General features: G+C 59.8%; 22 protein-coding genes and 1 pseudogene. 10 read left to right on the top strand and 13 right to left on the bottom strand.

All coding sequences use genetic code 11. From position 1 onward, the window contains the following. Positions 1-18: 18 nt before the first annotated feature. From ACFPTO_RS11805 to ACFPTO_RS11795, 3 genes are read right to left on the bottom strand one after another with little or no spacing between them, the layout of a single operon-like run. Positions 19-909 (bottom strand): TniB family NTP-binding protein, encoded by an 891-nt coding sequence (locus tag ACFPTO_RS11805; RefSeq protein WP_377711535.1) that lies wholly within the window; start codon positions 907-909, stop codon positions 19-21. After that, positions 906-2,837, bottom strand: a complete 1,932-nt coding sequence (locus ACFPTO_RS11800; protein ID WP_377711534.1) for a Mu transposase C-terminal domain-containing protein — start codon at positions 2,835-2,837, stop codon at positions 906-908. The genes ACFPTO_RS11805 and ACFPTO_RS11800 overlap by 4 nt, the downstream gene beginning before the upstream one ends. Next, complete coding sequence (locus ACFPTO_RS11795; protein ID WP_377711533.1) at positions 2,827-3,525, bottom strand: heteromeric transposase endonuclease subunit TnsA; 699 nt, start codon at positions 3,523-3,525, stop codon at positions 2,827-2,829. Before ACFPTO_RS11795 ends, ACFPTO_RS11800 begins: the two co-directional genes overlap by 11 nt. A gap of 115 nt (positions 3,526-3,640) precedes the next feature. Here ACFPTO_RS11795 and ACFPTO_RS11790 point away from each other — a divergent pair. Continuing rightward, a pseudogene (locus tag ACFPTO_RS11790) lies at positions 3,641-4,303 on the top strand (ATP-binding protein); the annotation flags it as partial. 350 nt (positions 4,304-4,653) lie between these two features. Here ACFPTO_RS11790 and ACFPTO_RS11785 read toward each other — a convergent pair. Continuing rightward, complete coding sequence (locus tag ACFPTO_RS11785; protein ID WP_377711532.1) at positions 4,654-5,250, bottom strand: hypothetical protein; 597 nt, start codon at positions 5,248-5,250, stop codon at positions 4,654-4,656. A 212-nt stretch (positions 5,251-5,462) separates the two neighbouring features. Here ACFPTO_RS11785 and ACFPTO_RS11780 point away from each other — a divergent pair, with 212 nt between their 5' ends. Beyond that, positions 5,463-6,002: a TlpA disulfide reductase family protein gene (locus ACFPTO_RS11780; protein WP_377711531.1), complete on the top strand. Its 540-nt coding sequence runs from the start codon at positions 5,463-5,465 to the stop codon at positions 6,000-6,002. Between the two features lie 92 nt (positions 6,003-6,094). Here the strand turns inward: ACFPTO_RS11780 and ACFPTO_RS11775 are convergent, their stop codons facing one another. The 9 genes from ACFPTO_RS11775 to ACFPTO_RS11735 all read right to left on the bottom strand — a co-directional run bounded on the left by ACFPTO_RS11775 (position 6,095) and on the right by ACFPTO_RS11735 (position 18,216). Continuing rightward, entirely contained in the window at positions 6,095-7,453 is a 1,359-nt protein-coding gene (locus ACFPTO_RS11775; protein WP_377711530.1) for a sigma-54-dependent transcriptional regulator, read from the bottom strand. 42 nt (positions 7,454-7,495) lie between these two features. Further along, positions 7,496-9,433, bottom strand: coding sequence for a sensor histidine kinase (locus ACFPTO_RS11770; protein WP_377711726.1), 1,938 nt, complete (start codon positions 9,431-9,433; stop codon positions 7,496-7,498). 239 nt (positions 9,434-9,672) lie between these two features. Beyond that, positions 9,673-10,953 (bottom strand): dicarboxylate/amino acid:cation symporter, encoded by a 1,281-nt coding sequence (locus tag ACFPTO_RS11765; RefSeq protein WP_377711529.1) that lies wholly within the window; start codon positions 10,951-10,953, stop codon positions 9,673-9,675. Positions 10,954-11,284: 331 nt separating this feature from the next. Beyond that, positions 11,285-12,175 (bottom strand): ABC transporter permease subunit, encoded by an 891-nt coding sequence (locus ACFPTO_RS11760; RefSeq protein ID WP_377711528.1) that lies wholly within the window; start codon positions 12,173-12,175, stop codon positions 11,285-11,287. Then, positions 12,172-12,987, bottom strand: coding sequence for a taurine ABC transporter ATP-binding protein (locus ACFPTO_RS11755; protein WP_377711527.1), 816 nt, complete (start codon positions 12,985-12,987; stop codon positions 12,172-12,174). Before ACFPTO_RS11755 ends, ACFPTO_RS11760 begins: the two co-directional genes overlap by 4 nt. A 32-nt stretch (positions 12,988-13,019) precedes the next feature. Beyond that, positions 13,020-14,084 carry a taurine ABC transporter substrate-binding protein gene (gene tauA, locus ACFPTO_RS11750; protein WP_377711526.1) on the bottom strand — a complete coding sequence of 355 codons (1,065 nt, stop codon included), beginning with the start codon at positions 14,082-14,084 and terminating at the stop codon, positions 13,020-13,022. Between the two features lie 1,010 nt (positions 14,085-15,094). Continuing rightward, the gene (locus ACFPTO_RS11745; protein WP_377711525.1) at positions 15,095-16,771 is read right to left on the bottom strand and encodes an anti-phage dCTP deaminase; all 1,677 of its coding nucleotides are present in this window, start codon (positions 16,769-16,771) and stop codon (positions 15,095-15,097) included. A 295-nt stretch (positions 16,772-17,066) separates the two neighbouring features. Continuing rightward, positions 17,067-17,558: a hypothetical protein gene (locus tag ACFPTO_RS11740; protein WP_377711524.1), complete on the bottom strand. Its 492-nt coding sequence runs from the start codon at positions 17,556-17,558 to the stop codon at positions 17,067-17,069. 82 nt (positions 17,559-17,640) lie between these two features. Then, the gene (locus ACFPTO_RS11735; RefSeq protein ID WP_377711523.1) at positions 17,641-18,216 is read right to left on the bottom strand and encodes a hypothetical protein; all 576 of its coding nucleotides are present in this window, start codon (positions 18,214-18,216) and stop codon (positions 17,641-17,643) included. Between the two features lie 173 nt (positions 18,217-18,389). Between ACFPTO_RS11735 and ACFPTO_RS11730 the strand changes: the two genes are divergently transcribed. The 8 genes from ACFPTO_RS11730 (at position 18,390) to ACFPTO_RS11695 (ending at position 25,635) form a co-directional block, all read left to right on the top strand. Continuing rightward, on the top strand, positions 18,390-19,178 hold the full coding sequence (locus ACFPTO_RS11730; protein ID WP_377711522.1) for a metallophosphoesterase: 789 nt from the start codon (positions 18,390-18,392) through the stop codon (positions 19,176-19,178). Further along, on the top strand, positions 19,175-19,945 hold the full coding sequence (locus tag ACFPTO_RS11725) for a metallophosphoesterase (RefSeq protein WP_377711521.1): 771 nt from the start codon (positions 19,175-19,177) through the stop codon (positions 19,943-19,945). Before ACFPTO_RS11730 ends, ACFPTO_RS11725 begins: the two co-directional genes overlap by 4 nt. 8 nt (positions 19,946-19,953) lie before the next feature. Beyond that, the gene (locus tag ACFPTO_RS11720; RefSeq protein WP_377711520.1) at positions 19,954-20,448 is read left to right on the top strand and encodes a 3'-5' exonuclease family protein; all 495 of its coding nucleotides are present in this window, start codon (positions 19,954-19,956) and stop codon (positions 20,446-20,448) included. Positions 20,449-20,503: 55 nt separating this feature from the next. Further along, positions 20,504-20,956 carry a hypothetical protein gene (locus ACFPTO_RS11715; RefSeq protein ID WP_377711519.1) on the top strand — a complete coding sequence of 151 codons (453 nt, stop codon included), beginning with the start codon at positions 20,504-20,506 and terminating at the stop codon, positions 20,954-20,956. A 290-nt stretch (positions 20,957-21,246) separates the two neighbouring features. After that, the gene (locus ACFPTO_RS11710) at positions 21,247-21,801 is read left to right on the top strand and encodes a TnsA endonuclease N-terminal domain-containing protein (protein WP_377711518.1); all 555 of its coding nucleotides are present in this window, start codon (positions 21,247-21,249) and stop codon (positions 21,799-21,801) included. Next, a complete protein-coding gene (locus ACFPTO_RS11705; RefSeq protein ID WP_377711517.1) occupies positions 21,798-23,702 on the top strand; it encodes a helix-turn-helix domain-containing protein in 1,905 nt (634 codons plus the stop codon). The genes ACFPTO_RS11710 and ACFPTO_RS11705 overlap by 4 nt, the downstream gene beginning before the upstream one ends. Further along, positions 23,702-24,610, top strand: a complete 909-nt coding sequence (locus ACFPTO_RS11700; RefSeq protein ID WP_377711516.1) for a TniB family NTP-binding protein — start codon at positions 23,702-23,704, stop codon at positions 24,608-24,610. Before ACFPTO_RS11705 ends, ACFPTO_RS11700 begins: the two co-directional genes overlap by 1 nt. After that, the gene (locus ACFPTO_RS11695; protein WP_377711515.1) at positions 24,607-25,635 is read left to right on the top strand and encodes a TniQ family protein; all 1,029 of its coding nucleotides are present in this window, start codon (positions 24,607-24,609) and stop codon (positions 25,633-25,635) included. Before ACFPTO_RS11700 ends, ACFPTO_RS11695 begins: the two co-directional genes overlap by 4 nt. Positions 25,636-25,999 lie beyond the last annotated feature (364 nt).

Below are 25,999 nucleotides of genomic sequence, written 5' to 3'. Positions count from 1 at the left end.
GGACGGCCATGCCGGAAATCACGCAGCAAATTCCCGGATGCCACTAGTGGGACGCATCCAAGCTTTAGCCTCAACTGTTGTCCTGTCGATGCACTCCGTACCGTTCTGGATTGCATCATTGGCACACGCGATAAGCAGACGGTGCAGATTGCCGAGATTGCCATCGCAGATGGAATGCAAGCTCAGCGCTAGTTCAGGTTGATGCAGACGCGACGGTTTCCGTAGCGGCAGGACGCGCTCGAAGCTCGCTAACAGTGCTTGGAACTCCTTGTCCAACACCCACTTTGGCAGGCTAAATACATCAAACCGGCTTGCATGCTGCGGGTCAGTATGCAGCACCCGCACCGCTTCTCGAGTGCCAACGCCGACTATCGGAATGGCGAGTTCATTGCATAACAGCTTGATTGCGTTCATGACTTCGCGCTGTTTGATCGGGGAGCCGGTTAGAAGTGAGTGGAACTCATCGATCACCAGCATGCGCACATGGCAGGCACGGAACAGGTGAATTACTTGGTAGCGCAACTTGGCGCATGGATCCGTTGCACGATACGGTGTGAAAAACTGCTCCAGTATGGATATGTACAGCCCCTTTTCATCGGCACTCGGTGGGGCTTCAGCAAGAATGACTGGTTTGACTGGTTCTGATTCTTCGTTCACGTATCCTTTGCCACAAAGCTCGGCGAAGCGGCGCACGATCGTGGTCTTGCCATTATTCGACTCCCCCACGATCAAAAGATTGGGCATGCGTGGCCGTTGCGGCTTGTGCAGAAGACCCTGCAACGTCTCCAAGATCTGCTGTGCCTGGGCATAGCCGATCCAGCGTGGTAGGTCTAGAAAAGCCGTGCGCTCCTTGTCGGACAAAGCCATTACGTGCTGAAACTCTGGATGAATGTGCGCATAATTGCTCATGCAATATCTCCGTACGGATCGACGTCATCCAACAAGTCGGCAATGGCAGCATTGACCAGCGTCGGCGCAGCCGCTGTCGGCCGCCGTGGCGCTACGCCGGCCAAAGGGGAACCCGGTGACACTCTATTCGCGTGATCCTTGCGGCGCTGTGCCTGCTTGCGTGCACGCTTCGTCTTTTCCTGAGCCTCATCGACCTTCGCTCGTAGCTCCGTAACAGCGCGCAGAATCTGGTGGTGATTAATGCCAGCCCGCCCTTCCTGCTTGAGTTTTTCTCTGACTTCACGGTACTCCCACACGCTCATAGCTGGCAACGCCTGGTCAGCGAACGGTATCTTGAAATACTGCCTAATTTCGGCGTCGAAGAACCACAAGGAGCTGATGTCGCGTGGATCACGTCGAAACGTGAACTCGCGTTTCACGCCTGTCTCCTTGTCGACCGCGTTGATCCACGGCCGCAGTGCTTCGGCGTAATAGCTCATTCCATCAATGGTCACACCGAACGTCTGCACAGTTCGCTTAAATGACGGCAGAAAATCCAGCAGGATGCTGTGCCCGTCCACCGGGCGAGGAGGGATGCCTACGCCTGGTATCTCAGCATTACCAAAAACTCCAATCTCCCATTTTCTGGAGGGCGACATCATCAGAGCCGAGTGCAGGCGCCGGTGGTACACCTTGCAGATTAAGGTCACGAGCCATTCTTCAAACTCGGATTTGGTCAGAGCAGCATGCTTCTCGGCGTCGTAGCCATCGCGCTCCTTGACCGACGAGAAAGTAGTGCCTGGAAGAGCGTGGATTTCGCGTAATAGTGTGCCCAGCATTCGCTCGATATGCCCCCCGTACCGTGGTTGCTTTACAGGGCGAAACTCTAGATTGATGCCGTACATCAAGCACGACTGCTGGAAATTGTTTGATCGAAAATCCGCCCCGTTGTCGACGTGAATGGTCTTAGGCACGCCCCACACCGGCCATTGAGCATCGACCCGATGAAGCGTTAGCCAGTCTTCTTTGGGTAGGACCGAATGTGCAACACACATGGCCACAGATGTCTCCGACGGCGGATCGAAGGAAAGGTAGTAGCCGGTGACCATACGGCTGTGCACGTCCATGGCCAGCGTGATCCATGGGCGACCGATGGGCTTACGGTAGGTATCATCAACAAGGATGATATCGGCCGGCGTGTGGTCGATTTGCACGACGGCCAGCGGATAGTCCGCGTTGGGAAACTTGCCGGCCGCCGGCAAAAATCGGTTCTTTGCCTTCTCCTTGTACCCCCGACTACGCAGTCGCTCCCGCTCGCTTAGACTTCCGATTCGAGATCGAATAGCCGATTCCCCTGGGGCATTGATCCCTCTCTCCAAGCAACGCCTCTGGATCTCCACGATTGTCTTCTGTGCGCTGGGACGCTGGCTGGTCAGGTAGAAATCCGACAAAGCCTGGCTCACGACCTCCTCGGCTTGTGCCGAGATGCGCCCCTTACCCTGTTTCCACCCTCGCTTCCGGGGAATAAGCGCCGAAACAACTTCGTAGGCCCGGTAGCGCTGGAGCCATCGATATAGCGTCCCGGTGTCAACGCCGACCTCTTTTGCGCGCCGCTCAACCGCTTCTCGCCCCCCCGCAAATTCGCCCAGCAAAGGTTTGATCGCGGTAAATCGCTGCTCCGCAATCTGCCAGTCTTTGTCCGCGATCTCCGTCAGGTCGACATTGTGCGTCGTCGACTGCAACGCGGCCTGGACCGGCCGCAGTTCACCCAGCCGAAGTGTCGTACTGCGCCCCGTTTCCACGTTAATGCCAATTGCAGTTTCGAAATCGAGAGTCTGTGCAATCTTGTAGATAGCGTGGTCATGTTGTACGAACGCCCCGATCTCCAAATTTACGCGTTGTCGGCGCGGCTCGAATTCTGGATTGATATGATTAATATCATCGTGCATGATCTGACACCCACAGTTCGGTCTGGTCACAGAGAGGGCGACTCATGTCACAGTCGATCCGCCGGTTCGCCAAAAGATGCCAGATGTGCGCTACGCCATTTGCGCGATAGGCGCCCATGAAGTGACGAGCTAGCAGGTAATGAAAAGTCGTGGAGCCCATCTGCCGAAGGTTGCCGACGATCCACTGCGACTCTTCAGATGCGAAATGCATTCGCTGAAATCGTTCCAGAAACCGAATGTTCTGAAAGGTTTGATCTCGAATGCGAGACTCATCCTGAATCTGGAACTGCCAGCCCTGCGCGCGCGCAAACTGGCGCGCAATCTTCCACTTACTTGCCCAAATACGCCAATTGGTCTGCCATGCCTCTGCAGGTTTAACCTCGACGAGTAAGGGGCGCGGGTAGTCGTCGTAGGATCGATCGCCGAGTCGATAATGAACTAAATAGTCGGGCGTGTAGATATTGGGACGTCCCTGTGCATCGGTAAACGGAATACGCACCGGCTGAGGCGTGACGTCGAGAATATCCAACATGAATTCGGCCCGGATCAAGAAATCCCTTTCCAGCGTCGATTCGAAGGGAATTGGCGTCTCCCGCCGGAACATGTAGACGCCAGATACGCTGCGCCGCGTCGGGCCGATGCGGCGAGTCTGATGGGGGGATACCGGATCGCACCTATTGTCACTCATCGTGCTTTCAGTCGCAGTTAATACAGCAATTTCATCGCAATAAATTCCACCATAAGCCACGACGAAACATAGGTTTCAGGGGTCCCGTGTCGCAGCTATTTAAATATCTTACAGGCGCAATCCGCCGCAGCCCGGCGAGATCACGCTCGCCCATCTGGGCGTGCTGTTTCTCGACGAACTCCCGGAATTCGACCGTCACGTACTGGAAACGCTGCGCGAGCCGCTCGAAGCGGGTTCGATCACGATCTCGCGCGCCGCGTGGCAAACCGACTTCCCCGCCGCCTGCCAGCTCGTCGCGGCGATGAATCCATGCCCGTGCGGCTGGCGCGGCGATCCATCCGGGCGTTGCCGCTGCACGCCCGAAGGCGCCGTACGCTATTTGCGCAAGCTGTCGGGGCCGCTGCTCGACCGCATCGACATCCAGATCGACATTCCCGCGCTGCCGCCCGCCGAACTCGCGGCCCGTGCGAACACGCCCGGCGAACCGAGTGCCGCCATTGCCGTACGCGTGGCAGCGGCACGCGCGCGTCAGTGGCAGCGACAGGGCAAGATCAACCGGGAATTGAGCGGCCGCGACACCGATGAAGTCTGCCGCCCGGACGCCGCTGGCGAAGCGCTGCTGCGCGAAGCGGGCGAACGGTTTGGCTGGTCGGCGCGCGCGTACTACCGGGTTCTGAAGGTCGCGCGCACGATCGCCGATCTCGCGGGCGCGTCGGTGCCCGCCTCGGCCCATATCGCAGAAGCCATCCAGTACCGTCGCGCCCTTGCAGACCATTAGAGCCCACATCGAGCGCCGCTTACCCGGCAAACGTCATCACCGCTGCAAGAAAATGCCCCAAAGACTTGACTTATGCACACAGCGCTGCATTAGCAAGCAATTTGTGAGAAAAGCACATCCATCTGGCGGTATTTTTTCAAACCATTGATTTTATTTAGTTTATTGAATTGCCGATTACCCGGGCAAACTAACGAAAAGCCCACAGGACGGACCTTTGCAGCCCGCTATCCGCTGTTTTCCACAAAGTTACCCACAGGACCTGTGGGTAACCCGTAAACTTCCAATCAAATCCGGGTATTAGCGCCACAAGCTACGAAGGAACTTTCATTCGAATCGGCGATCGCTCGCCCTCAGGAGAGCTTGAACGAGCCGAAGAACTGGTCGATCTGCTCGACGGGCGGCAGTGCGCGGCCCACGATGGCGACCTCGTATACATGCGCGCCCTTCGCGACGAGCCGCGCGTGGATCGTGCGGGACGTTCCGCTCTCACCAGTCGTGCCTGCCTTGCCGGTAAGCCGCATCTCGACGCCCTCGACCGTCCCGCCCGCCGCCAGCGGGACCGCCACATCGTGGGCGCCGGGCGCATCGGACGACAGGCCCACGTTGCGCGCGAGCCCCGCGCGCAGGAACGCAATCACCCGCTGCTGCGTTTCGGGCCGTGCGTCGGGCAACTCCACCGTGCCGACCACGAAAAGTACATCGTCCACTTCGGCTGTCTGCATGCGCATGCGCATCGGCGTGCCGTCGATGTCGACGTCGCGCTGGTCCGCCGCCGGCTTCGCGGGTAAATCGACGCTATAGCCGCTCGCGTTGTTCGTCACCGTGCGCCAGTCGTAGGTCGGCGTGCACGCGGTCAGTACGCCCGCAGCCGCGAGGACGCACAGTGCCCGCGGGCCGAATCTGAACAGCAGCGAAGCGCAAGCGTGGCGAAAAGCAGTCAGAGACATGAGGTGCAAGGAGAACGGAAGTTAAGGGGACGCAATACAGGGGCGCAATACAGGAGCGCAAAACAGGGACTCAACAGCACCGGCAGCAAGCTCGCGGCCGCATTCGACTGCAACCCGACTGCAACCCGACTGCAACCGAACGACAACCGCCGCGCCGCGTGATTCGGCGTTAGAATACTTCGGCCAGATTTCCGGTGTCCGAGATTCCGCTCATGAGTTCCGCCTCCCCTACTCCCCCGACCGCCCGCCGCTCAGGCTCCATTCGCGGCATTGTCGTCGCGCTGATCGTCGGCGCGCTCGCCGTCGCAGGTTACTTCGCTTTCTTCGGCAGCAAGGAGCGCGCGCCCGACGCCACGTTCACCCTGCTCTCCGGCCAGAAGATTTCCACCGCCGACCTGAAGGGCAAGGTCTATCTCGTCAACTTCTGGGCGACGAGCTGCACCACCTGCATGAAAGAAATGCCGCAGATGGTGCAGACCTATAACCGCTTCAAGGACGAAGGGCTCGATTTCGTCGCCGTGGCGATGAACTACGACACGCCGACCTACGTCGCGAACTACGCGCAGACGCGTCAATTGCCGTTCAAGGTCGCGATGGACGACGGCTCGGCGGCCAGGCAGTTCGGCAACGTGCAGCTCACGCCGACCACCTTCGTCATCGACCGCAACGGCAAGATTCTCAAGCGCTATGTCGGCGAGCCGCAGTTCGCCGAACTCGACGCGTTGCTGCAAAAAGCGCTGTCCACCGGATGACGGCGCACTGAGCGCGGCAGCGGCTCACCACATAGAAACGGCAGCGGTTCCCGCTGCCGTTTTCGTTTGCGCTTTCGCTACCGCTTTCGACTTCAGCCGCGCGTTTCCGGGTCGCCGCGCACGACGAGCCCATAGCGGCGGATCTTCTCGTAGAGCGTGGCCTTCGCCATCTGCAACTGCACTGCTGCCTGCGCGACCGCGCCGCCCGACTGCTCCAGCGCGTCGGCGATCAGCGCGCGTTCGTACCGCTCGACGCGCTCCTTGAGCGGCTGCGCCGCATCGCCACTGCCGCCCGCAGACGTGGGGGCATCGTCGGGAATCCCAAGCACGTAGCGGTCCGCCGCGTTGCGCAGCTCGCGCACGTTGCCAGGCCAGTCGCGCTGCGCAAGACGCAGGCGGTCGCGCTCGGTGAGAAGCGGCGCGGGACGCTGGTAGCGCACCGCCGCGTCGAGCAGAAAGTGCTCGAAGAGCGGCACGATGTCCTCGCGGCGCTCGGCGAGCGGCGGCAGCGCGATCGTCACGACGTTGAGCCGGTACAGCAGGTCGCGCCGAAATGTGCCCGCCGCGACATGCTCGGTCATGTCGCCCTTCGCCGCCGAGATCACGCGCAGATCGACGCGCACCGGCTGGTTCGAGCCGAGCCGCTCGAGGACGCCGTCTTGCAGCACGCGCAGCAGCTTCACCTGAAGCGCGAGCGGCATGCTCTCGATCTCGTCGAGAAAGAGCGTGCCGCCCGAGGCATGTTCGAGCTTGCCGATCCGCCGCCTGGCCGCGCCCGTGAATGCGCCCGCCTCGTAGCCGAACATCTCCGATTCGAACATCGGCTCCGGCAGCGCGGCGCAGTTCACGGCGACGAACGGCTTGTCGCGGCGCGGCGAGCATTCGTGCAGGCTGCGCGCGATCAGCTCCTTGCCCGCGCCGGTGTCGCCGTTGATGAGCACGGCCGCATCGGTCGGCGCGACGTTCGCGATCAGGCGGCGCACCTGCTCCATCGCCGGACTCTTGCCGATGATGCGCGGCGCGAGCGTATCCTGCCCCGCCAGCTCGCGGCGCAGCGCGAGGTTTTCGAGCACCAGCGTGCGGCGTTCGAGCGCGCGGCGCACGGTTTCGATGAGCCGCTCGGTCGCGAACGGCTTTTCGATGAAATCGTAGGCGCCGTCGCGCATCGCCTGAACGGCCATCGTGATGTCGCCGTGCCCCGTGACGAGGATCACCGGCACATCCGGCGCGCGCTCGTGGCATTGCGCGAGCAAGTCGAGGCCGCTCGCGCCGGGCAGGCGGATATCGCTGACCACGACGCCCGCGAACTGCGCGTCGACGAGCGGCAGCGCCGCCTCGGCCGTGGCGAATCCGGTCGCGTCGAAGCCCGCGAGCTGCAGGCTTTGCACGCCCGCGCGCCGCACCAGTTCGTCGTCCTCGACGTAAAGCACCTGGCCGCCGGTTGGAGTCACTTTGGAGTCACCATATTCGTTCGATTTCCTGATCTACCTGATTCAGACGTCGGTGGCGGCGACCCGCGCCGCGCTCACCTGTGCGCGGCGCAGCGTCAGCACGAAGCACGCGCCGCCGTCCGGTTCGTTGTGCGCGACGAGCGAGCCGCCGCAGTCGCGCGCGATCGAGGACGAGATCGCGAGCCCGAGGCCGAGCCCCTGTCCCATCTCCTTCGTCGTGAAGAACGGCTCGAAGAGGCGCGGCATCACGTCTTCGGGAATGCCGGGCCCGTTGTCGCGCACGCGAATCGCAATCGTCGCGGCCTGCGCTTCGATATCGATGGCGATGCGCGGCGACGCCGCGTCCGCCGCCGCGTCGAGCGCGTTGCCGATGAGGTTGATGAGCACCTGTTCGAGCCGCAGATCATCGCACTGCGCGACGAGGCCCGGATACGCGCCGTGCGGATCGAACGGAACGACGAGCGGCTCGCCCACGGTGTTCGCCTTGCCCACGGTGCCCGCCGTGCGATCCGTGAGCGTGAGGCTCACGCTCACGCCCGCAAGGCGCTTGGCGAGCAGCGCGAGCGCCTGACGCAGCGCGCTCGCCACCGGCGAGCGCAGGCTGCGCGGGCGCGCGCGGCCCACGAAGAGCTTGAGCTGGTTGACGATCTTGCCCATGCGTTCGGTGAGCGAGCCGATCGCCTCCAGATTCTCGTGCGCCGCCGCGTACTGGCCGCGTTCGAGGAACACGCGTGTGTTGTCCGAGAAGCTGCGCAGCGCCGCGAGCGGCTGGTTCAGTTCATGCGTGATGCCCGCCGCCATCTGGCCGAGCGCGGCGAGCTTGCTCGCCTGGATCAGCTCGTCCTGGGCGGCACGCAGCTCGGCTTCGGCGCGCGCACGCTCCTGCACTTCGCGCTGCAACTGCTCGTTGGCCTGCGACAGATCGGCGGTGCGCTCGGCCACCCGCTCGTTGAGCATCGCGTAGGCCTTTTGCAGCATCGCGCGGCTTTGCATGACCTCTTTCACGCGCTGGCGCCGCTGCCGCCAGTAAAAAACGAGCAGGCACAGCGACACCCAGGCGAAGCCCGTCACGATGGTCGCGCTGCGCGTGGCGACGACCACCGGGCGCACCGGCGACATCGTCACGAGATTCCAGTCCGGCACGCCGAGCGCGCGGCGCGTTTCGATGTAGCGCGGCGCACCGATGCCGCCGCCGATGCCGCCGCCGATGCGCACGATATCGGCGTCGTCCTGCAGCACGCGTTCGACGTGCGCGGGCAGCGGCGCGATGATCTGGCGCGCGTACTGCCGCGTCCGGTCGATGGACGCCACGACATCGGCGGGCAGCGGCCGCATCGTGTGGTACTTCCACGCGGGCACGGAGGACAGGAAGATCACGCCGTGATCGTCGGTGACGAGGAGCGGCTCGCCTGAGTCGGCGCCCGGAAACCATTCGAGATTGAGCTTGACGACCGCCACGCCGACGATCTTGCCGCCGCGCCGCACCGGCTGCGAAACGTAGTAGCCCGGATCGTGCGAGATCGTGCCGATGCCGAAGAAGCGGCCGACGCCGCCCTTCACCGCATCGATGAAATACGGCCGGAAACGGTAGCTCACGCCGACGAAGCTGTCCTTGTCGCGCCAGTTGCTGGCTGCGATGCACATGCCGTCGGCCTGGATGATGTAGGTGGTGGTCGCGCGCGCGTGGCGGTTGACGTCTTCGAGATAGCGGTTCGCCGCGTCGATCCACTCGGGCTTCGGATCGACGAGCACGTCCTGCACGAGCGGATGCTCGCCGACGATAAAGGGCAGCGATTCGTAGCGCTCCAGCGTGCTCCTGAGCGCGGCCGTCGTGCGGTCGCCGCGCACGGCGGCGGCGTGGCGCAGCGTGTCGATGCCGCTTTTCCAGGCGAGCGTCCACGTAAGCGCGCAGACCGCGACGAGCCCGGCGGCGAGCGCAAAGAGAATGAACAGGCGGCGCGTCACGCGATCGGCTTCCAGACGGTCAAACGGGGATTAACGGAATTGTGGCACAGGCGCACCGGGCGGAGCGCCCCGGCGAGGTGCGAGCGGATCGAGACGACCGCCGCGCCGGAAAAAAAGACAGCGCGCCGCAGGGGGTCGGCGCGCTGTCACGCCGTGTGGGCGGGGAAACAGAACGAAACGGAACGAGCTTGAGAGGCGGGAATCCGGCAGCAATGCCCCGGTGAACCCGCCCCTTCGTCCCGCGAGCGCGCAGCTTAAGCCTGTGCGCTTTCCTTCACATCGACTTCGCCCGCGAGCACGGCACGCAGCTTCTTGCGGTCGAGTTCCTTCTCCCATGCCGACACCACGACCGTCGCCACGCCGTTGCCGACGATGTTGGTCAACGCGCGGCACTCGCTCATGAAGCGGTCGATGCCGAGAATCAGCACCATGCCCGAGAGCGGAATCGTCGGCACCACGGCGAGCGTCGCCGCCAGCGTGATGAAGCCCGCGCCGGTCACGCCGCTCGCGCCCTTCGAGGTGAGCATCGTCACCGCGAGCAGCGTGAGCTGCTGCGTGAGCGTGAGGTCGGTGTTGGTGGCCTGCGCGATGAACAGCACGGCCATCGTCATGTAGATGTTGGTGCCGTCGAGGTTGAACGAATATCCGGTCGGCACGACGAGGCCCACCACCGAGCGCGAGCAGCCCAGACGCTCGAGCTTCTGCATGAGCTGCGGCAGCGCCGATTCCGAGGAGCTCGTGCCGAGCACGATCAGCATCTCTTCCTTGATGTACGCCACGAAGCGCACGATCGAGAAGCCGACGAAGCGCGCAATCGTGCCGAGCACCACGAGCACGAACACGATGGACGTGAGGTAGAACGTGCCGATCAGCTTCATCATCGGGATCAGCGAGCCCACGCCGTACTTGCCGATGGTGAACGCCATCGCGCCGAACGCGCCGATCGGTGCGAGCTTCGTGATGATCTTCACGACGCCGAAGAGCACGTTCGAGATGCCTTCGATGAACTCGGTCACGACGCGGCCGCGCTCGCCGATCTGCGTGAGCACCGCGCCGAACAGCATCGCGATCAGCAGGATCTGCAGGATCTCGCCCTGCGCGAACGCCGAGGAGATCGTGTCGGGAATGATGTGCATCAGGAAGTCGACCGAACTCGTGCCGTGCGCCTTTTCGGCGAACGAGGCGACCGACTTGGCGTCGAGCGTCTTCACGTCGACGTTGAAGCCCGCGCCCGGCTTGAGCACGTGCGTGGCGATCAGACCCAGCAGGAGCGCGAAGGTCGAGACGATCTCGAAGTAGAGCAGCGCCTTGCCGCCCACGCGGCCAACCTTCTTCATGTCCTCCATGCCGGCGATGCCGGTCACGACGGTACAGAAGATGATCGGGCCGATCACCATCTTGATCAGCTTGATGAAGGCTTCGCCGAGCGGCTTCATGTCGACGGCGAGCGCCGGCGAATAGTGGCCGAGGATAATGCCCACGACGATCGCGAGGATCACCTGGACGTAGAGCACTTTGTGGAGGGGTTTCTTCACGGTTTTTCCTGCATGCAAAAGTAAGCCAATGGCCGAACGCGAGCGCGCGGCGCGAATGGGAGATCCGGGCGGCGTTCGTGCGACGCGTGCCGCAACAGAACGGGGGGGAATCAGCGGAATTCGGCGGGGGTATCGGGCATCGACTGTCTCCTTGCTGTAGTTGTGAGGCCTGGGTGGCCATGCACGAAGCATTGCAAGGTTGGTGCCAGACGGCTTAATCGTCTAAGCCATTGATTTATTTTATTTTTCACGCCTGACGAGCGGCGAGGAATCCGGATTTCCAGAATTCGGCGCGGGTGGCGTATGGATTTCCGCACGCCTTCCGTAAGCTTCAGCCGCGCCCCTTCCACGGCACGAGACGCCGCTCCAGCGCGCGCATGCCGAGATCGAAGCCCCAGGCAAGGAGGCCGATCAGCACGATGCCCATGACGACGACATCGGTGCGCAGGAAGCTCGACGCATTGAGCACCATCTGGCCGAGGCCCGCGGTCGCGGCGACCATCTCGGCGGCGACGAGCGTCGTCCAGCCGAAGCCGATCGCGATGCGCAGCCCCGTGAGGATCTCGGGCAGCGCGGCGGGCAACACGACGAAGCGCACGATTTGCCAGAAGCTGCCGCCAAGCGAGCTGGCCGCGCGGATCTGCTCGACCGTGGCGCTTCTCGCGCCTGCGCGCGCGGCCATGGCGATCGGCGCGAAGCAGGCGAGAAAGATGACGACGATCTTCGCGGTCTCGTCGATGCCGAACCAGATCACGACGAGCGGCAGATACGCGAGCGGCGGCAGCGGGCGGTAGAACTCCAGCGGAGGATCGAGCAGCCCGCGTGCGATGCGCGAAACGCCCATCAGGATGCCGACGGGAATCGCCGTCGCCGCCGCGAGCGCGAACGCGCCGAACACGCGCAGCACGCTCCAGGCGAGATGCTCGGAGAGCGGCAAACCGCCTTCGATACGGCCCTGCCAGGCATCCACGAACGCGCGCCAGACGGCTTCGGGCGTCGGCAGGAAGAGCGGCGGCACCCAGTGCAGGTGCGTCGCGAGCCACCAGAGGAGCGCGAAACCCGCGACGGATGCGGCGGAAAACGCCGCGGTCGAGCCTTCGCCCGGCATGCGCCAGGTCTTTGCGCGTTTTGTTTTACGTATTTCGGCACGCGGTGCGGCAAGCGGCTGTTGCGCAGGCGCTTCCAGCGCCGCGTCATGCATCGATTCCTGAGGCACGCTCATCCGTTCCCCCTCACGTGAGCACCAGTCGCGCCCGAGCGAGCGTGCAGCAGACGGATCAGCCGCTCGCGCCACTCGATGAACGCCGCCGACGACTTCACCGCGCGCGCATCGCGCGTCTCCAGATAGCGCCGGGAGAACGGCAGCGCGTAGTCGTATTCGATGCCATGTTCGATGCGGCCCGGCCCCGGCGTCATCACGATCACGCGCGTCGCGAGAAAGAGCGCCTCCTCGACGTCGTGCGTGATGAAGAACACCGTCTTCTTCGTGCGGCCCCAGAGGTCGAGCACGAGTTCCTGGATCGACTCGCGCGTCATCGCGTCGAGTGCGCCCATCGGCTCGTCCATCAGCAGCATCTGCGGATCGCTCGCGAGCGCGCGCGCGAGTCCCACGCGCTGCTGCATGCCGCCCGAGAGCGCGTAGACGCGCGAGCGCGCGTGTGCATCGAGCCCCACGCGCGCAAGCTGCTCGCGGGCGATGCGTTCGCGCTCGGCCTTCGGCACGCGCTGAAAACGCAGCCCGAGCGCGACGTTGTCGAGCACGTCGAGCCACGGCATCAGCGCGTGCTTCTGGAACACGACGCCGCGATCGGCGCCCGGTCCCGTCACGCGCGCGCCGTTCACGCACACTTCGCCGTGCGTGGGTTCGGTGAAGCCCGCGATGCAGTTGAGCAGCGTGGTCTTGCCGCATCCCGACGCGCCGAGCACCACGACAAACTCGCCGGCCTCGACCGCGAGATCGACATGCGCGAGCGCGACGGTGCGCTGCGCGCCTTCGTAGACGACACTCAGGTTGCGGATTTCGAGCGAACGCATGGTGCGGTGCGTTGGTGGCCGTGAAGCCGCGTTCAGTGCGCCGGAGCGCGCTGCACGAACTGCGGATCGATACCCGCCGAGTAATCGGGCAGCACGTTCTGGATCGCGCCCTGCGCCTTGAGGAACGTTGCGGTCGCAAGGAGCGACTGCGCCGCGCCCGACTGCGCGCCGCCGCCGAGCCACGCTTTCGACGCCTGCTCCGCGGGCGTCGGGAACGCGTAGAGCGCGAGGCTCGCGGGTACATCCTGCGGATTCGCGCCGGACGCTTTCGCAACGGCTGCGACCTGTGGCGACGCGGCGGTCCAGGCGGCGCCATGGGCACGATAATCGGCGTCGGCGGCCGCGAGCACGCTCACGAACTTCGCAATGAAATCGGCGTTGTCCTTCGCGAAGCGGCGATCGGCGACGAAGCCGTCGAAGGTCGCCTTGCCGGTCGCCTTCGCCACCTGCCCCGACGTGATCAGCACGCGGCCGTTCTTTTTCACCTGCGCGAGCACGGGGTCCCAGATCCAGGTCGCGTCGATGTCGCCGCGCTGCCAGGCCGCTGCGACTTCGGGCGGGCGCAGGTTGACGATCTTCACATCGGCGGGATGGACGCCCGCGTGTTCGAGCGCGACGAGCGTGTGGAAATGCGACGTCGACACGAACGGCACGCCGACCGTCTTGCCCTTGAGCCCGGCGACGCTCGTGATGCCGGAGCCGTCGCGCGCGACGAGCGCTTCGGCGTCGTTGATGTTGTCGAGGATCCAGAAGAGCGAGATATCGACGCCCTGCGACAGCCCTGCAGCAATCGGGCTCGATCCCGCTTCGCCGAGTTGCGCGGAGCCCGACGCGAGTGCACGGATCACCTCCGCGCCGCTCGCGAACTTGCGATAAGTGACCTTGTAGCCGGTTGCCTTTTCGACGAGGCCCGTCGCCTGCGCATAGCGCCACGGCAGCACCAGATCCTGGCAGGCGATCACGACTTCGCGCCGGGCGTCGGCGGCATGCGCGGCGCCCGCGCCGAACGTCGCAACCAGCGCGACAGCCACGGCCAGCGAGGCCAGCGAAGCCACTACGCGCCGCGCGAAGCGCGATGAAGCGAAGGCAGGTGTCATCGATACAGATTCCGTACGCAAAGGCATATCGTGCACCACGAGCGCGCCGCGCATAGGCGCAAAAAAGCCCGCGTTTAGCGGGCTGTTCGGAGAATGAGCGGAGGATGAGCCGCGCTGCCTGCACACGGCTGACCCGACGCTTTCGGCACGGCTTTCACCGTGCCTTTCGATCAGACGACTGTGACCGATCAGCAGTTATCGGGAAAACCCATGTGAATTCCGCTGCCCATGATCAGCAGTTAGCGGGAAAAAATGCAGTAGTTCGTGGGAATAGTACCGCATCGCACCTCTGCGATCGCCCTCCGCTATTCGACAACCTCCAGCCGTTGGGACTGCGTACATGGTCTTTGAGCGAACAACTGCCGCGCCCCATCCCCTGGCTACAGGCGCTATTGCACTTCGAGCTTGTCACCTGCACGTGAAATCGCAGCCGTCACAGAAGGTTGTGGTTTCTGGGGGCGTATAGCGAGAAGTTAGGTTTTTGGGTGAAATACATCGCTGATCGAGCAGCAATCCCCTACCGATAAGCAAGTTGGCCCCCGAGATACAGCCGAGAACGGCCGCAGCGCCCCGAACCGCCCCCAAAAAAGAACCTTTCACGGCAGTCGGGCAGGGCCGTCCTCATCGCATAACGTTACGCCGCCCACAAACGCCAACCTTAGACCGCACTGACAGCAACGATCAAACACCGGGCCGCATTGAACATGCCCATTAATTGGGGTTGCATCATATGTCAACAACAACGCTCGGTAAGCCTGTAAAAGCACAAAGCCCGGAACGAAGCCGGGCTTTGTGTTTGGTCGGTACCTGTGCAGCTCTATACGTTTAGCTTACCAACAGCTTTGAAATAATTATCACTTATCGCTTTGTAGACAGACTGATCCGCCCCGGAGGCCGGCTTATGGAAGCTAGCCACGTCCACACAGTTGCCGTGGCCCGTCGTCTCTGGCAAGGACCTCGCAGCCGCAGCGGCCGGGACTCCACCATTAATGTTTGACATAACACGCAACTCAAGTTGCCGAGGACGCAGAGTCTTGGTCATTTGTTCCACCTACCGAGTTCAATTCAGGAAGTCGCAGCGGCGTAAGCGACATCTCAGCCAATACGACCTCTTCCAACCTAGGGATGGCACGAAGACTGACATACGTTGAGGGAGCTGCAACTCCCTTGGACTGCAATTCTAGCACCCCTTCTTTCGACTTTCGTGACCCGGCGTCAAAAAGCGCGATGAACCGCCGAGGGGCCACTCCGTCGAACTGTATCAACCGGACCAGCTTAGAGTTAGCAATATCCTCAGTCAATGCGTCTGAGTGTAACCGGGTTGCCAAACTCTTTCGGTACGGTTCAATGTAATACACCTCCGAAATTCCAGCCGCAACAATATGCCGTGCGCAGGAATGACATGGGTACGTCGTCACATAAATCTTCCCACCCAGTACTCGCTCCCCAGCCACTCGTGATGCGCCCAAGATCGCGTGCATCTCAGCATGCACGGCTCGGGAGAACTCAATGAGATCCTTTACTCTCGAGTCTTTTAAAATTGTTTCAAGTGCCTCTGCTTGCTTGTCACTTGGTATTACCGAATTCCCTACCAATGCCTCAATTATCTTGGTTGCGATTGTTCGCTTCTCTAAATCGTTATGGCACTTTGATCCGGGCAAGGCATAACAGCGGTGATCTCCCTTAGCACTATCTGACACTAAATGAAGAGAAGGCTTTCCATATAAACCGCCACCACTACTGGGTACATCATTCCAACCTGTAGCCAGTAGCTCGCCAGTCGCAGATGTAACAGCGGCCCCGACCTGACGCGACATACAGGCTGAGTTACGAGCGGCGGATGCTGCTGCATACATCGCATTCTCCTCTGGAGTAGGGGAAATCACCGCCGTTTTAAAAACCAGGTGAAACAATCGACGTAGTTTCTCAACTAGCTGACCGATCGCCGCCCCCTCTGTCGGCCCGACAATCGATTCATCAATTCGAAGAAAAAAATCACACTGCGGGAAGGTGTCACGAACCGACTGTCCATGACTAAATTCTTCACCGGAATCCGTATCAATGAGTTTTTCGATATCATCCTTAGTCAAGCCTCCGGATGCCCCCACCATGTTTCTCTTTCGAATTTCGAGCGGGGAAAAGACACCGACTGCAAACAATGCCTCCCCATAAACAAGGCGAAGTAACTTCAACTCGTCGCTGTTCTTGATCGAGTCGATAACATGGCAGATACGATGCGACTGTATCTGTTGATTTGGTAGCAACATTGCCTCTTGGGCCGCATCGCTAAACTCGCCATGTGCTTTGCGTCGATCACCGCTAATCTTGGCAATAGCCATTTTCGCCAGCACATCATTCTTGTGATGCCGGCGAAGTTCATCTCCAGCTCGGATAAGCGTCTCTATTTGAGAATATCTGGTCTCATTTCCTACCTCCACGTTAACGGCTTCGGCATTCATTTTAATCAAATCACTCAATCTAATCTGGACGGTTTTATAGCCAAATTCATTGAGTGCATTGCCGATCTGACTTGCCGTTTCGTGAAGCGGCGATCCAATTGGCCCACAAAGTGCAATCACTAATTCTGGCGTCAAGCTAGCCTTTGCCTCAAAGGTTGAGTCGACGGTATTAGACTGCGCCGACGGCCTTGACATTGCGTTTTCTGTGATCGATTGGGGAACCGCCATTTCATGCCTCGCCAGTTATTTATATAAACCGCACATCCCGATGACTGCAAGCTATGCCTGACACCATGCCCCGGGCTCAGGCTCCTGTCAAAGGGAATTAATTTACCATCACAGACAATTACCATCTCGACGTCCGCCGAGCCATCACCATTCGCGTGAGCGAAGCAACTGTGTACCACTGCGAATGCAAAGGACCACGTCAATACCCTTCACGAATACCCCGAAACCGCTCGATTCCGAAGCGACCGCCAGAATTCGCTCATGAGTAGCTCACATTTCTTGCGATTACTTTCACTCAATCCCGCGATCCATCAGCTTGCACCTGCAGACGAACCCGATATGCGTACCGGTTTGCCTGAGCGTCGTACAGCGCATGATGACTCGGCAATCCGTTTTTCTGATGAAAATCGTAAAGCAGCAATTCATTGATGTGATTGGCCACAGGTAGTGGGGCACACCACTGCGGGACGCGGTAATCCAGCGCATCAATGAACAAATCCCAGTCCGTCTGGTAATCGAAACAAATCTCTACGCACTCGTCAGTTGGCCTGACGATCTCCAACCAGTTGATGATGCGCGCGCGAAGATCATCAAATGCGCACGCCGAGTGAACAATTCGGCCTAGCTGGGGAATCACAGCTTCGCGCACAAACGCGCTGCATGCCTGATCGGGATACGGCACCTCGGCATAGAAATCCTCACCCGACTCTGCCGCCATGCCGATGCTGATCAGGTGGCAATCGATGAAATCAGTAAATTCCGTGTCGATGAAAACCTTGAGTGGCATTCCTCGTATTCCCCGACTGCAAATTGTGAGCCGACAACGTGCACCATGATGTACCTACTACCTGTAATCTGGAAGGCTTCGGCTAGAGCTGCCCTGCGTTTTGTGAAGAGCTGACCGCATCGGCAATCGAAAACTCCACCTCATCGAACGGACTCCACCCGCCCGATCCCGATGGCGCCACTTTCAGCGTCGCCTCAAAAGCCGCGGCGGCTGCCACGTCCTCCACCTTGCTGGCCACCGCTTTCACTATGGCCTTATTCTCGTTCCACTGCGCATCAGGTGCCGCCTCAATTGCGGCCTTAAGCTCACGCTCAAATCTCGCTTCCGCATCTGCGCGGGCATGTGTCAGTTTCATTGACGTCGCCTGATCGGCTCGCCCCCACGCCGGCACTTTCCCTGCGGTCGTGCTCCAGCCCTCCATATCTATCTGTGCGGACACGATACCGATCTCACGGAGGGCTTTCAGCGCAAGGTGTGCGTCTCGGAAGAACCTGGGCTTGCGCTCACGGGTAGTGACCAGCATCGCCTCACCATGCTTCGCCACAAAGAACACCGCCCACAGATTGGTATTCACCGCCCGAACGACGGTCGTTTCGATACCTCCGCTCCAGACATTGGCCCGAGCCGTATCGATATCAAACTCTCGTTGAGTCCCCATTTATCAAATTCCACTTGACGCGCCTCAATTTGTGCAGATTAAATCAGAACGTGACGAAATACAAATTACGTTACCCAATCACTATCGCTGACATCAACTAACCCAACACGCATATGCCTCCCCACCCACCAGTCCAGAGCTATCCGTTAAACACGAAAGGACGCAATTTCGTCGTGGGCGATATTCACGGCTGCTTCTCGCTGCTTGATGCCGAACTTCAGACGCTTGGTTTCGATCCGGAGCGCGACCGGCTGTTCAGCGTGGGGGATCTGGTTGATCGGGGCGAGGAGTCGGACGCCGTACTTGAAGCTGTGAGCCGCTACGGGATCAAGGCAGTACGTGGAAACCATGAACAGGGCATCCTCGACTGGATGGCACTCAACGGAGACGGCCCCAGTCCTCAGTTCCTGACAGATATGCGCGCCGATCCATATCACGCAATATCCGAGTGGGCGTATCGCGACGGTCCGACGAGGCAACTGGCCTCCAACGGCGGGGAATGGTTCATCAAGCTCTATGGCACCGAAGACATGGGGTGGAACCGGGCGCAAGCTATCGCGCGTTATTTCGCAGCGTTGCCCTATGCCATTGAGATCGAAACCGAACACGGCCAGATAGGGATCGTGCATGCCGATGTGCCGTTCGCAAGCTGGTACCAGTTGCTGCGTGCGTTGACTCGCCCAACTCCCGACGATTCAACGCGTGAGCAGCTCCTGTGGGATCGCCGAAGATGGAAATTGCGTGCCGTGGCCGATCATATTGAAGGCGTAACGGCCGTAATTGCCGGACACACGCCGACTCACGACGTTGCCCAGTGCGGCAACCTGATCAATATCGATACCGGTGCAGTCTACGGCAACAAGCTGACCATCCTGAACCTGAGCGACGTTCGCGGGGAGTTGGCCCGTGGCGATCGCGGCATCAACGGACGGCCTGGCTCCGCCACCTTACAGTTCTTATGAAACTACTTGTCCTGTCCGACCTGCACAACGAATTCGAACCGATGCCTTCGGACTCGGAAGCCTTGTCCGAAGCGGACCTGGTCGTCCTCGCCGGCGATATCCACACAAAGGACCGCTCAATCGACTGGGCGAAGGCTTTCGTGAACGATCCTGACAAGCCTGTCATCATGGTGGCAGGCAACCATGAGTTTTACGGCGGGCATTTCGATCACACACTGACAAAGCTGCGCGAGGCCGCGGACGGCAGCAGCATCCATTTCATCGAGGACGATGCCGTCGTGATCGGCGGCGTGCGGTTTCTCGGATGCACGCTGTGGACGGATTTTCGCCTGCCAGGCAGTGAAATTTCCGCAGCCATCTCGATGCGAGATGCACAAAGCGCGATGAACGACTTTCGCAAGATCCGGGCAACCAGTTCTTACAGGCGCCTGTATCCCGCAGATACTGTCCGGCGGCACGAGCAATCCCGCGCATGGCTGGCGAATATGCTGCAGGAGCCGTCCGATGGCCGAACGGTTGTCGTGACGCATCACGCACCATCGGCTCGATCGATCGAAGAACAGTACGCCGGTGATTCACTCGCATCGGCATACGCATCCGATCTTGAATCGCTGATGGGCCCGAGCGTGGATCTGTGGGTCCACGGGCATATGCATGCAAGTTTCGATTACAGCGTGAATGGCACGCGCGTGGTCTGCAATCCACGCGGCTACTCGCCTCGCCATCCGAATCCCGGATTCAACAGCAGTCTTCTGATTGAGGTGTGAGCGCCGGTATGCTGCTTTTTCTCGACACCGAATACACAGGCCTAGGTCAGCGCCCGCCAAAGCTCATCAGTTTGGCGCTTGTGGCCGAGGACGGCTCACGCGAATTCTATGTCGAGCTGAGCGATACATGGACGCTCGACGACTGCACGCCGTTCGTGCTGCGAGAAGTTCTACCGCTGCTTGACGGGCCGAGACGACCGCTTGACGTTGCTCGTGCACAGTTGAGCGCATGGCTCGAAGACGCACCGCGTTCCGTACAGATTGCGTGCGATTCGGAAACAGACTGGCGATTCCTGCTTGACCTCGCTGGCACGCCACAACCGCCCAGTCTGCTTGATCATTACTTTGACCTGAGGCCGCTGATCGACACCGCGATCTACGATCGCGCAGTGACGGCATATTACGAAACCGACCCACATATACACCACGCGCTGGTCGACGCGCGCGCTTACCGGAAAGGCTGGCTCGTATGGATGGATTCCCGCAAGGAATCGGGTACGTGATATGTCGCAAACAGATCAAAAAGCGAGAACTCATGAGTGCGCAGTCGACCGGCTAGTGGCGCTCTATTTCGTCGACACCGAGTTCACGAACTTCGACGTGTACCAGCTCATCAGCATTGCGATCGTCGTAGAAAACGGGAGCGAATTTTATGGCGAGGTCACCGACTTCGACCGCAGCGTGTGTAGCAACTTCGCTCATTCAGTCGTGCTGCCCAAGCTCGGGCGGTTTCCTGATCGCGCAATGTCATTTCTCCAGCTTCGCAACGCTCTCAGAACGTCGCTAGATGGTCTCCCGCTCACGCCTGCGCCGATCCTGTGTTTCGACTTCGAAGGCGATCTGAAACTCGTCGAGCACCTGCTGGGTACGTCACTACCGGCAGGCTGGGAAACGCTGGACATCTACAGCCAGATCGACTCTCTCGACACGGAGCGGTACTTCATGGAATACGACGCCGACGATCATCATGCCCTCAACGATGCGCGAGCAAACCGATACGCCGTTCTTTGATCAAGAGCTCGATCATGACTGCAGCGTGACAGAACCTTGGCAGAACCGCTGTACTGACTCATGTGCCTATACGACAAACAACGGAGCGGCCGGAAGGTCATCTTGCCCAGCTACATCAGATCATGACGAGTCGCGAACCGGAAGATGATCGTCGATTTTTATTCTGACATTTCTGACCAACCATGCCTGTCCGACGCATTCCCAAAAACCACCTGTTCGTTACAGGACGATTCTCGAGCAGAAAATCCGACCATGCTGTTGAATTCGAATCGCTTCTGGAAAAGGAATACATGATGCTGCTCGAATTCGATGAGCGCGTCGCCCGCTTCGAAGGCCAGCCCGTCAATATCCCTCTGGTCGGCGTCCCTCGCGGCTACACGCCAGATGTCCTTGTCCACTATCGAACCGATCCGGCAACAGGAGAAATTCGTAAACCGTTCCTGACGGATATAAAGCATTCGGACGAACTCCGACGCAACGCCGAAAAATACGCGCCCAAATTCAGGGTGGCAGAGCGATTCGCCGCCGAAAATGGCTGGGAATTTCGCGTGACGACCGAAAAGGAAATACGGATACCCAGGCTCGCGAACCTCAAGTTCCTGCGCGAATACCGCAACATCGAACCCCACGAACAAGAAATCAATCATCTTCGCTCAACCCTTGAGCAGTGCACCGATCAATTATCTGTCGCAGATCTGCTCAGCTACGTTGCACCCAGTGCAACCGAACGCCTTCGCTGGCTTCCAGTGATCTGGTTCGCCGTACTGCACCGGATCATCAATGTGGATATGGATCAACCGCTGACGCACTCAACCCTGCTTCGCCTTCACGGCTCAGAGCAATGACCGCGAATTCACCCGCCCAGTTCTTTATCCAGAAGGGTGCCACGATTTCGAGTAATGGCAGGGACTACATCATCACAGCCATTGCCGACATCAACCTCGTGTTTGCGCGAGATATCGAATCGAAGGCCAAGGTACTGCTCAAGATAGGCGATATCGGACCGCCGCGATTAGTCCACAAACCGCTGACTGATGAAAGTGTTGAGCGAGACTTATTGGGCGTACCCGCCGATCAGTGGGCCATTGCTGAAGAACGTCGCCAACTGATCGCCCCGCTTCTCGATAGCTATTACCACCGGTCCAACGCACTCGCTTACCAGCTTGCCGCGCGGGCCGGAGTTAGCAAAACAACAATTTACCGCTGGCTCGCGGAATTCCGGAATTCCGGCCTGCTTTCGTCGCTGCTACCCAACGCAAGTGAACGTGGCGGACGCGGAAAGGCACGAATATCGGCGGAGGTCGAGACCGTTATCCGGGATTGCATCGAGAATTTTCACGATACGATGCAAAATCGAACAATCGCCGAAACGATCACCGAGATCAGGCGCCGCTGTACTAATGCCGGCCTGCCACCACCTGCGATCAACACCATCCGGATCCGTCTGCAGCGGACGGACGGCCACGAACGCGTAGGTAAGCGTAACGGCCCCGCAGCTGCCCACGACCAGTTTGCACCGATCATCAGCTCCATTCCCGATGCCAACTGGCCGCTCGCCATGGTGCAGGTCGACCACACGCTCCTCCCAGTCATCATCGTAGACGACATCCACCGCAAATCCATTCGCCGCGCATGGATCACGCTGGCAATCGATGTATTCAGTCGAGTGTGTCTTGGCATGCACCTGTCGCTCGATGCCCCGTCGGCGATGTCCGCAGGCATGTGCATCTCGCACGCGATTCTTCCCAAGGAGCAATGGCTGAACCGGATCGGTACGACCGTCGCGGAATGGCCGTTCTGGGGCACGATGGGAATACTGCACATGGATAATGCCCGCGAATTTCGCGGCAACATGCTGAACCGGGCCTGCCAGGAATACGACATCGACCTGCATCTGCGACCTGTCAAGAAACCTCGTTATGGCGCGCACATCGAACGGCTGATGGGCACGGTCTCGCAGGGTCTCAAGGGGCTAAAGGGTGCAACGTTCTCTGGCCCGGATGAAAAAGGAAAGTACGACGCTGAAGGCAACGCCTGCATGACTTTCAGCGAGCTGGAAAAGTGGCTGATCCTGTTCTTTGCACGGTATCACCGGAAACGGCACAGCGGCATCCGCATGCCCCCGCTCGACAAGTGGCGAGAAGGTTTGCTCGGCAACGGAACTCAGCCCGGGCGCGGGTTACCCGTCAGGCGCACGGATGGCGAGCAGTTACGCATTAACTTCATGCCGTTCGAGGAACGTACCGTTCAGAACTACGGCGTCGTAATCGACGATGTTCACTACTACCACGACGTTCTGCGCCCTTATATCAACGCGCCACACCCAGAATTCCCCAGACACCGCAGGAAATTCCGCTTTCATCGAGATCCACGCGACATCAGTGTCCTGTATTTCTACGACGAGATCTCGCGGCGCTATTGCGCGATTCCCTACCGGGATACCAGCTTGCCACCGGCAAGCATCTGGGAACTTCGCGACGCACGTCAACAGGCAAGCGAGCGAGGCATTTCACAAGAAAACGAAAAAGCGGTCTTTGCGCTGCTTAACGAACAGCGGCGACTCGAAGAGGATGCTGCGGCAAAAACAAAATCGGCACGACGTGCGCAGCAGCGCCGAACGCAGCATGCAATCGCTCGGCAGCATAAGACCGAGGATTTACCGTCCGTGAGCCAGATCGAATCTTCGCCACCACTCGCTGTACGCGGCTACGATCCCGACGCAGTTGTCCCCATGGAGGATGATTGATGTCGTCCGCAGAGCCATATGCCCACCTGAACAGGGCGGCAGCCGAACTTGCTGAGCTATCTGACAGCGCACGTATCCATGCTATTCGCGCCGATAGCTGGCTCGGATACCGCGATGCGAAAAAGGTTCTTTCGCGCATGGAGGATTTACTCTCCTATCCGCGGATCACGCGCATGCCCAACATGCTTCTCGTGGCTCCGTCTTTCAATGGCAAGACGTCGATCCTCAAGCGATTCATGTCGCTTCATCAGCCCGATCTGGATGCCACAAATGAAATAACGGTTTGCCCGGTTGTCATGGTTGAGGCTCCGCCTAAACCCGATATTTCGGACTTTTACACTCGCATCCTCGACGCTCTCACGACGCCGTACAAGCCCACGGCCTCCGTTGCGGAGAAATATTCCCAAATCAAGAAGCTGTTCCGCCTGATGAACGTGAAGATGCTCATCGTGGATGAAATTCACCATCTGATCGCGGGCAGCCTCAACCGGCAACAGGAATTCCGAAACGCGTTGAAAAGCCTGGGCAACGAAACCATGGTGTCGATAGTTGCAGCGGGTATCGAAGATGCCTACAACGCCTTCAATACTGATCCACAGATGTCGAGCCGCTTCACGCCGGAAGAATTGCCGCTCTGGAAGGCCAACAACGAATTTGGCTCGTTGCTCGCGACACTGGAATTGCGTATGCCCCTCAGGTTTGCGTCGAATCTCAAGGACCCCGCAACGATGCTGGCCATCCATACGCGCAGTGAGGGTGCCATCGGTGACATATGCGATCTGGTCAAGGAGCTCGCGGTCGATGCGATTCGTAGCAAGACCGAATGTCTTACCCTTGATCGAATACAGTCAATGTCGTGGACACCGCCGTCCAGGCGCAAGCAACACCGTCGTGCCAGAGCGGCATGAAAGGTCTGACATCGTCGCTCTGGCCAATTCGCTACCGGCCGCAGCCCGACGAGTTGCTGTCGTCGTGGCTGGTTCGTCTCGCGCACGGGCACGGCCTGAAGGTACAGACGCTCTGCAATTTGGCTTTCGGAAACAGGCTACAGGTCTGGAATCGCGATATCGACCGACTCGCGCCGCTGTGGCTGATAGACGAACTCTGTTTGCGAACTGATACACCGTTCGATGTCGCCTGGGACACGACTCTACGCGCCTATGAAGGCCGGCTGTACCCCACGTACCGCGCATCCGGTATGTTGTCGTGGATATTGATGCTCAATCTGTATCACCGCAAGCGGCGCGGCTTCGGAATGCAGTTCTGCCCACGATGCCTGGCGACCGACCTTGTGCCATATCTCAGGAAAAGCTGGCGTGTCGCATTCAATACTGTCTGCTCCCTGCACGGGAACCTGCTAGCCGATCGATGTCCAGCCTGCGGCGAATCCATCGCGATTCATCGCATCAGTATGGTACGTCCGGATGCGCTTGACGAAACTAGCCTTGCATATTGTTGCTCGTGTGAATTCGACCTTCGAAAAGCGCCAGTATTATCGCCCTCCGTCTATGACGCACCATCCTCTAATCTGCTTTACGGCTTGAGTAGCGCGCTCCTGAGCGGCCTCCATGACCAAACGGTTTGGGATCTGGGTCGATTCCAGGTCATGCATCATATTTGCCGAATAATGACGACTCGCTCCGTTCGGGTTCGATTGCGGGAATTCGCCGCCGATGCCTGCGGAGTCACTGATATAGACCTCGTCAACGGGTATCGGAATTTCGAAACGAGGAATATTGAGGAGCGGCACCACGTTATCCAGTTGGCGGCCTGGATCATGGACGAACCAGCATTGCGACTTACTCATGCCTGGCAGGCTGGGTTCATTCGATATAGCACATTTCTCAAGGGCTTCGATGGAACCCCCGATTGGTATGTGCGCGTCGTCAAAAAATTCTCCAACTGGAGAACTCGCCCTATGTACGACACCTAGGTCTTGTGCGGCTCAGTATCGGACCGATCTTCATTCTCCGTCAAATTTTGGCCAAACTCATCCGAGGCGGGAAAAGTGATCTTCCGCTGCTTGCACATTGCGTGTTGTTGGCGACGATCGGCTGCATATCAAGGTCTACGGGAACGGCACGGTCAAGTGTGATTCGGAAAAGCGGAGAGTCCAGGATTCGATGGCATCCCGGTTAGGTTAATATTCATCCAGCACAAAGCGCACCGACAAACCATTCATTGCTATCCTAGGATCAAATTTTGGAGCGGTCTGTCGTTACTTCTTTTGAGGCGCAGCGGTCGCTAGGTCTGCTTTACCTATAGGGCATCAACATACGTTTTCAACGTTCGTTACG

It is taken from the genome of Paraburkholderia denitrificans, assembly GCF_042655705.1.
Lineage (GTDB): Bacteria > Pseudomonadota > Gammaproteobacteria > Burkholderiales > Burkholderiaceae > Paraburkholderia > Paraburkholderia denitrificans.
This window is presented reverse-complemented; position numbering and strand designations above follow the sequence as displayed.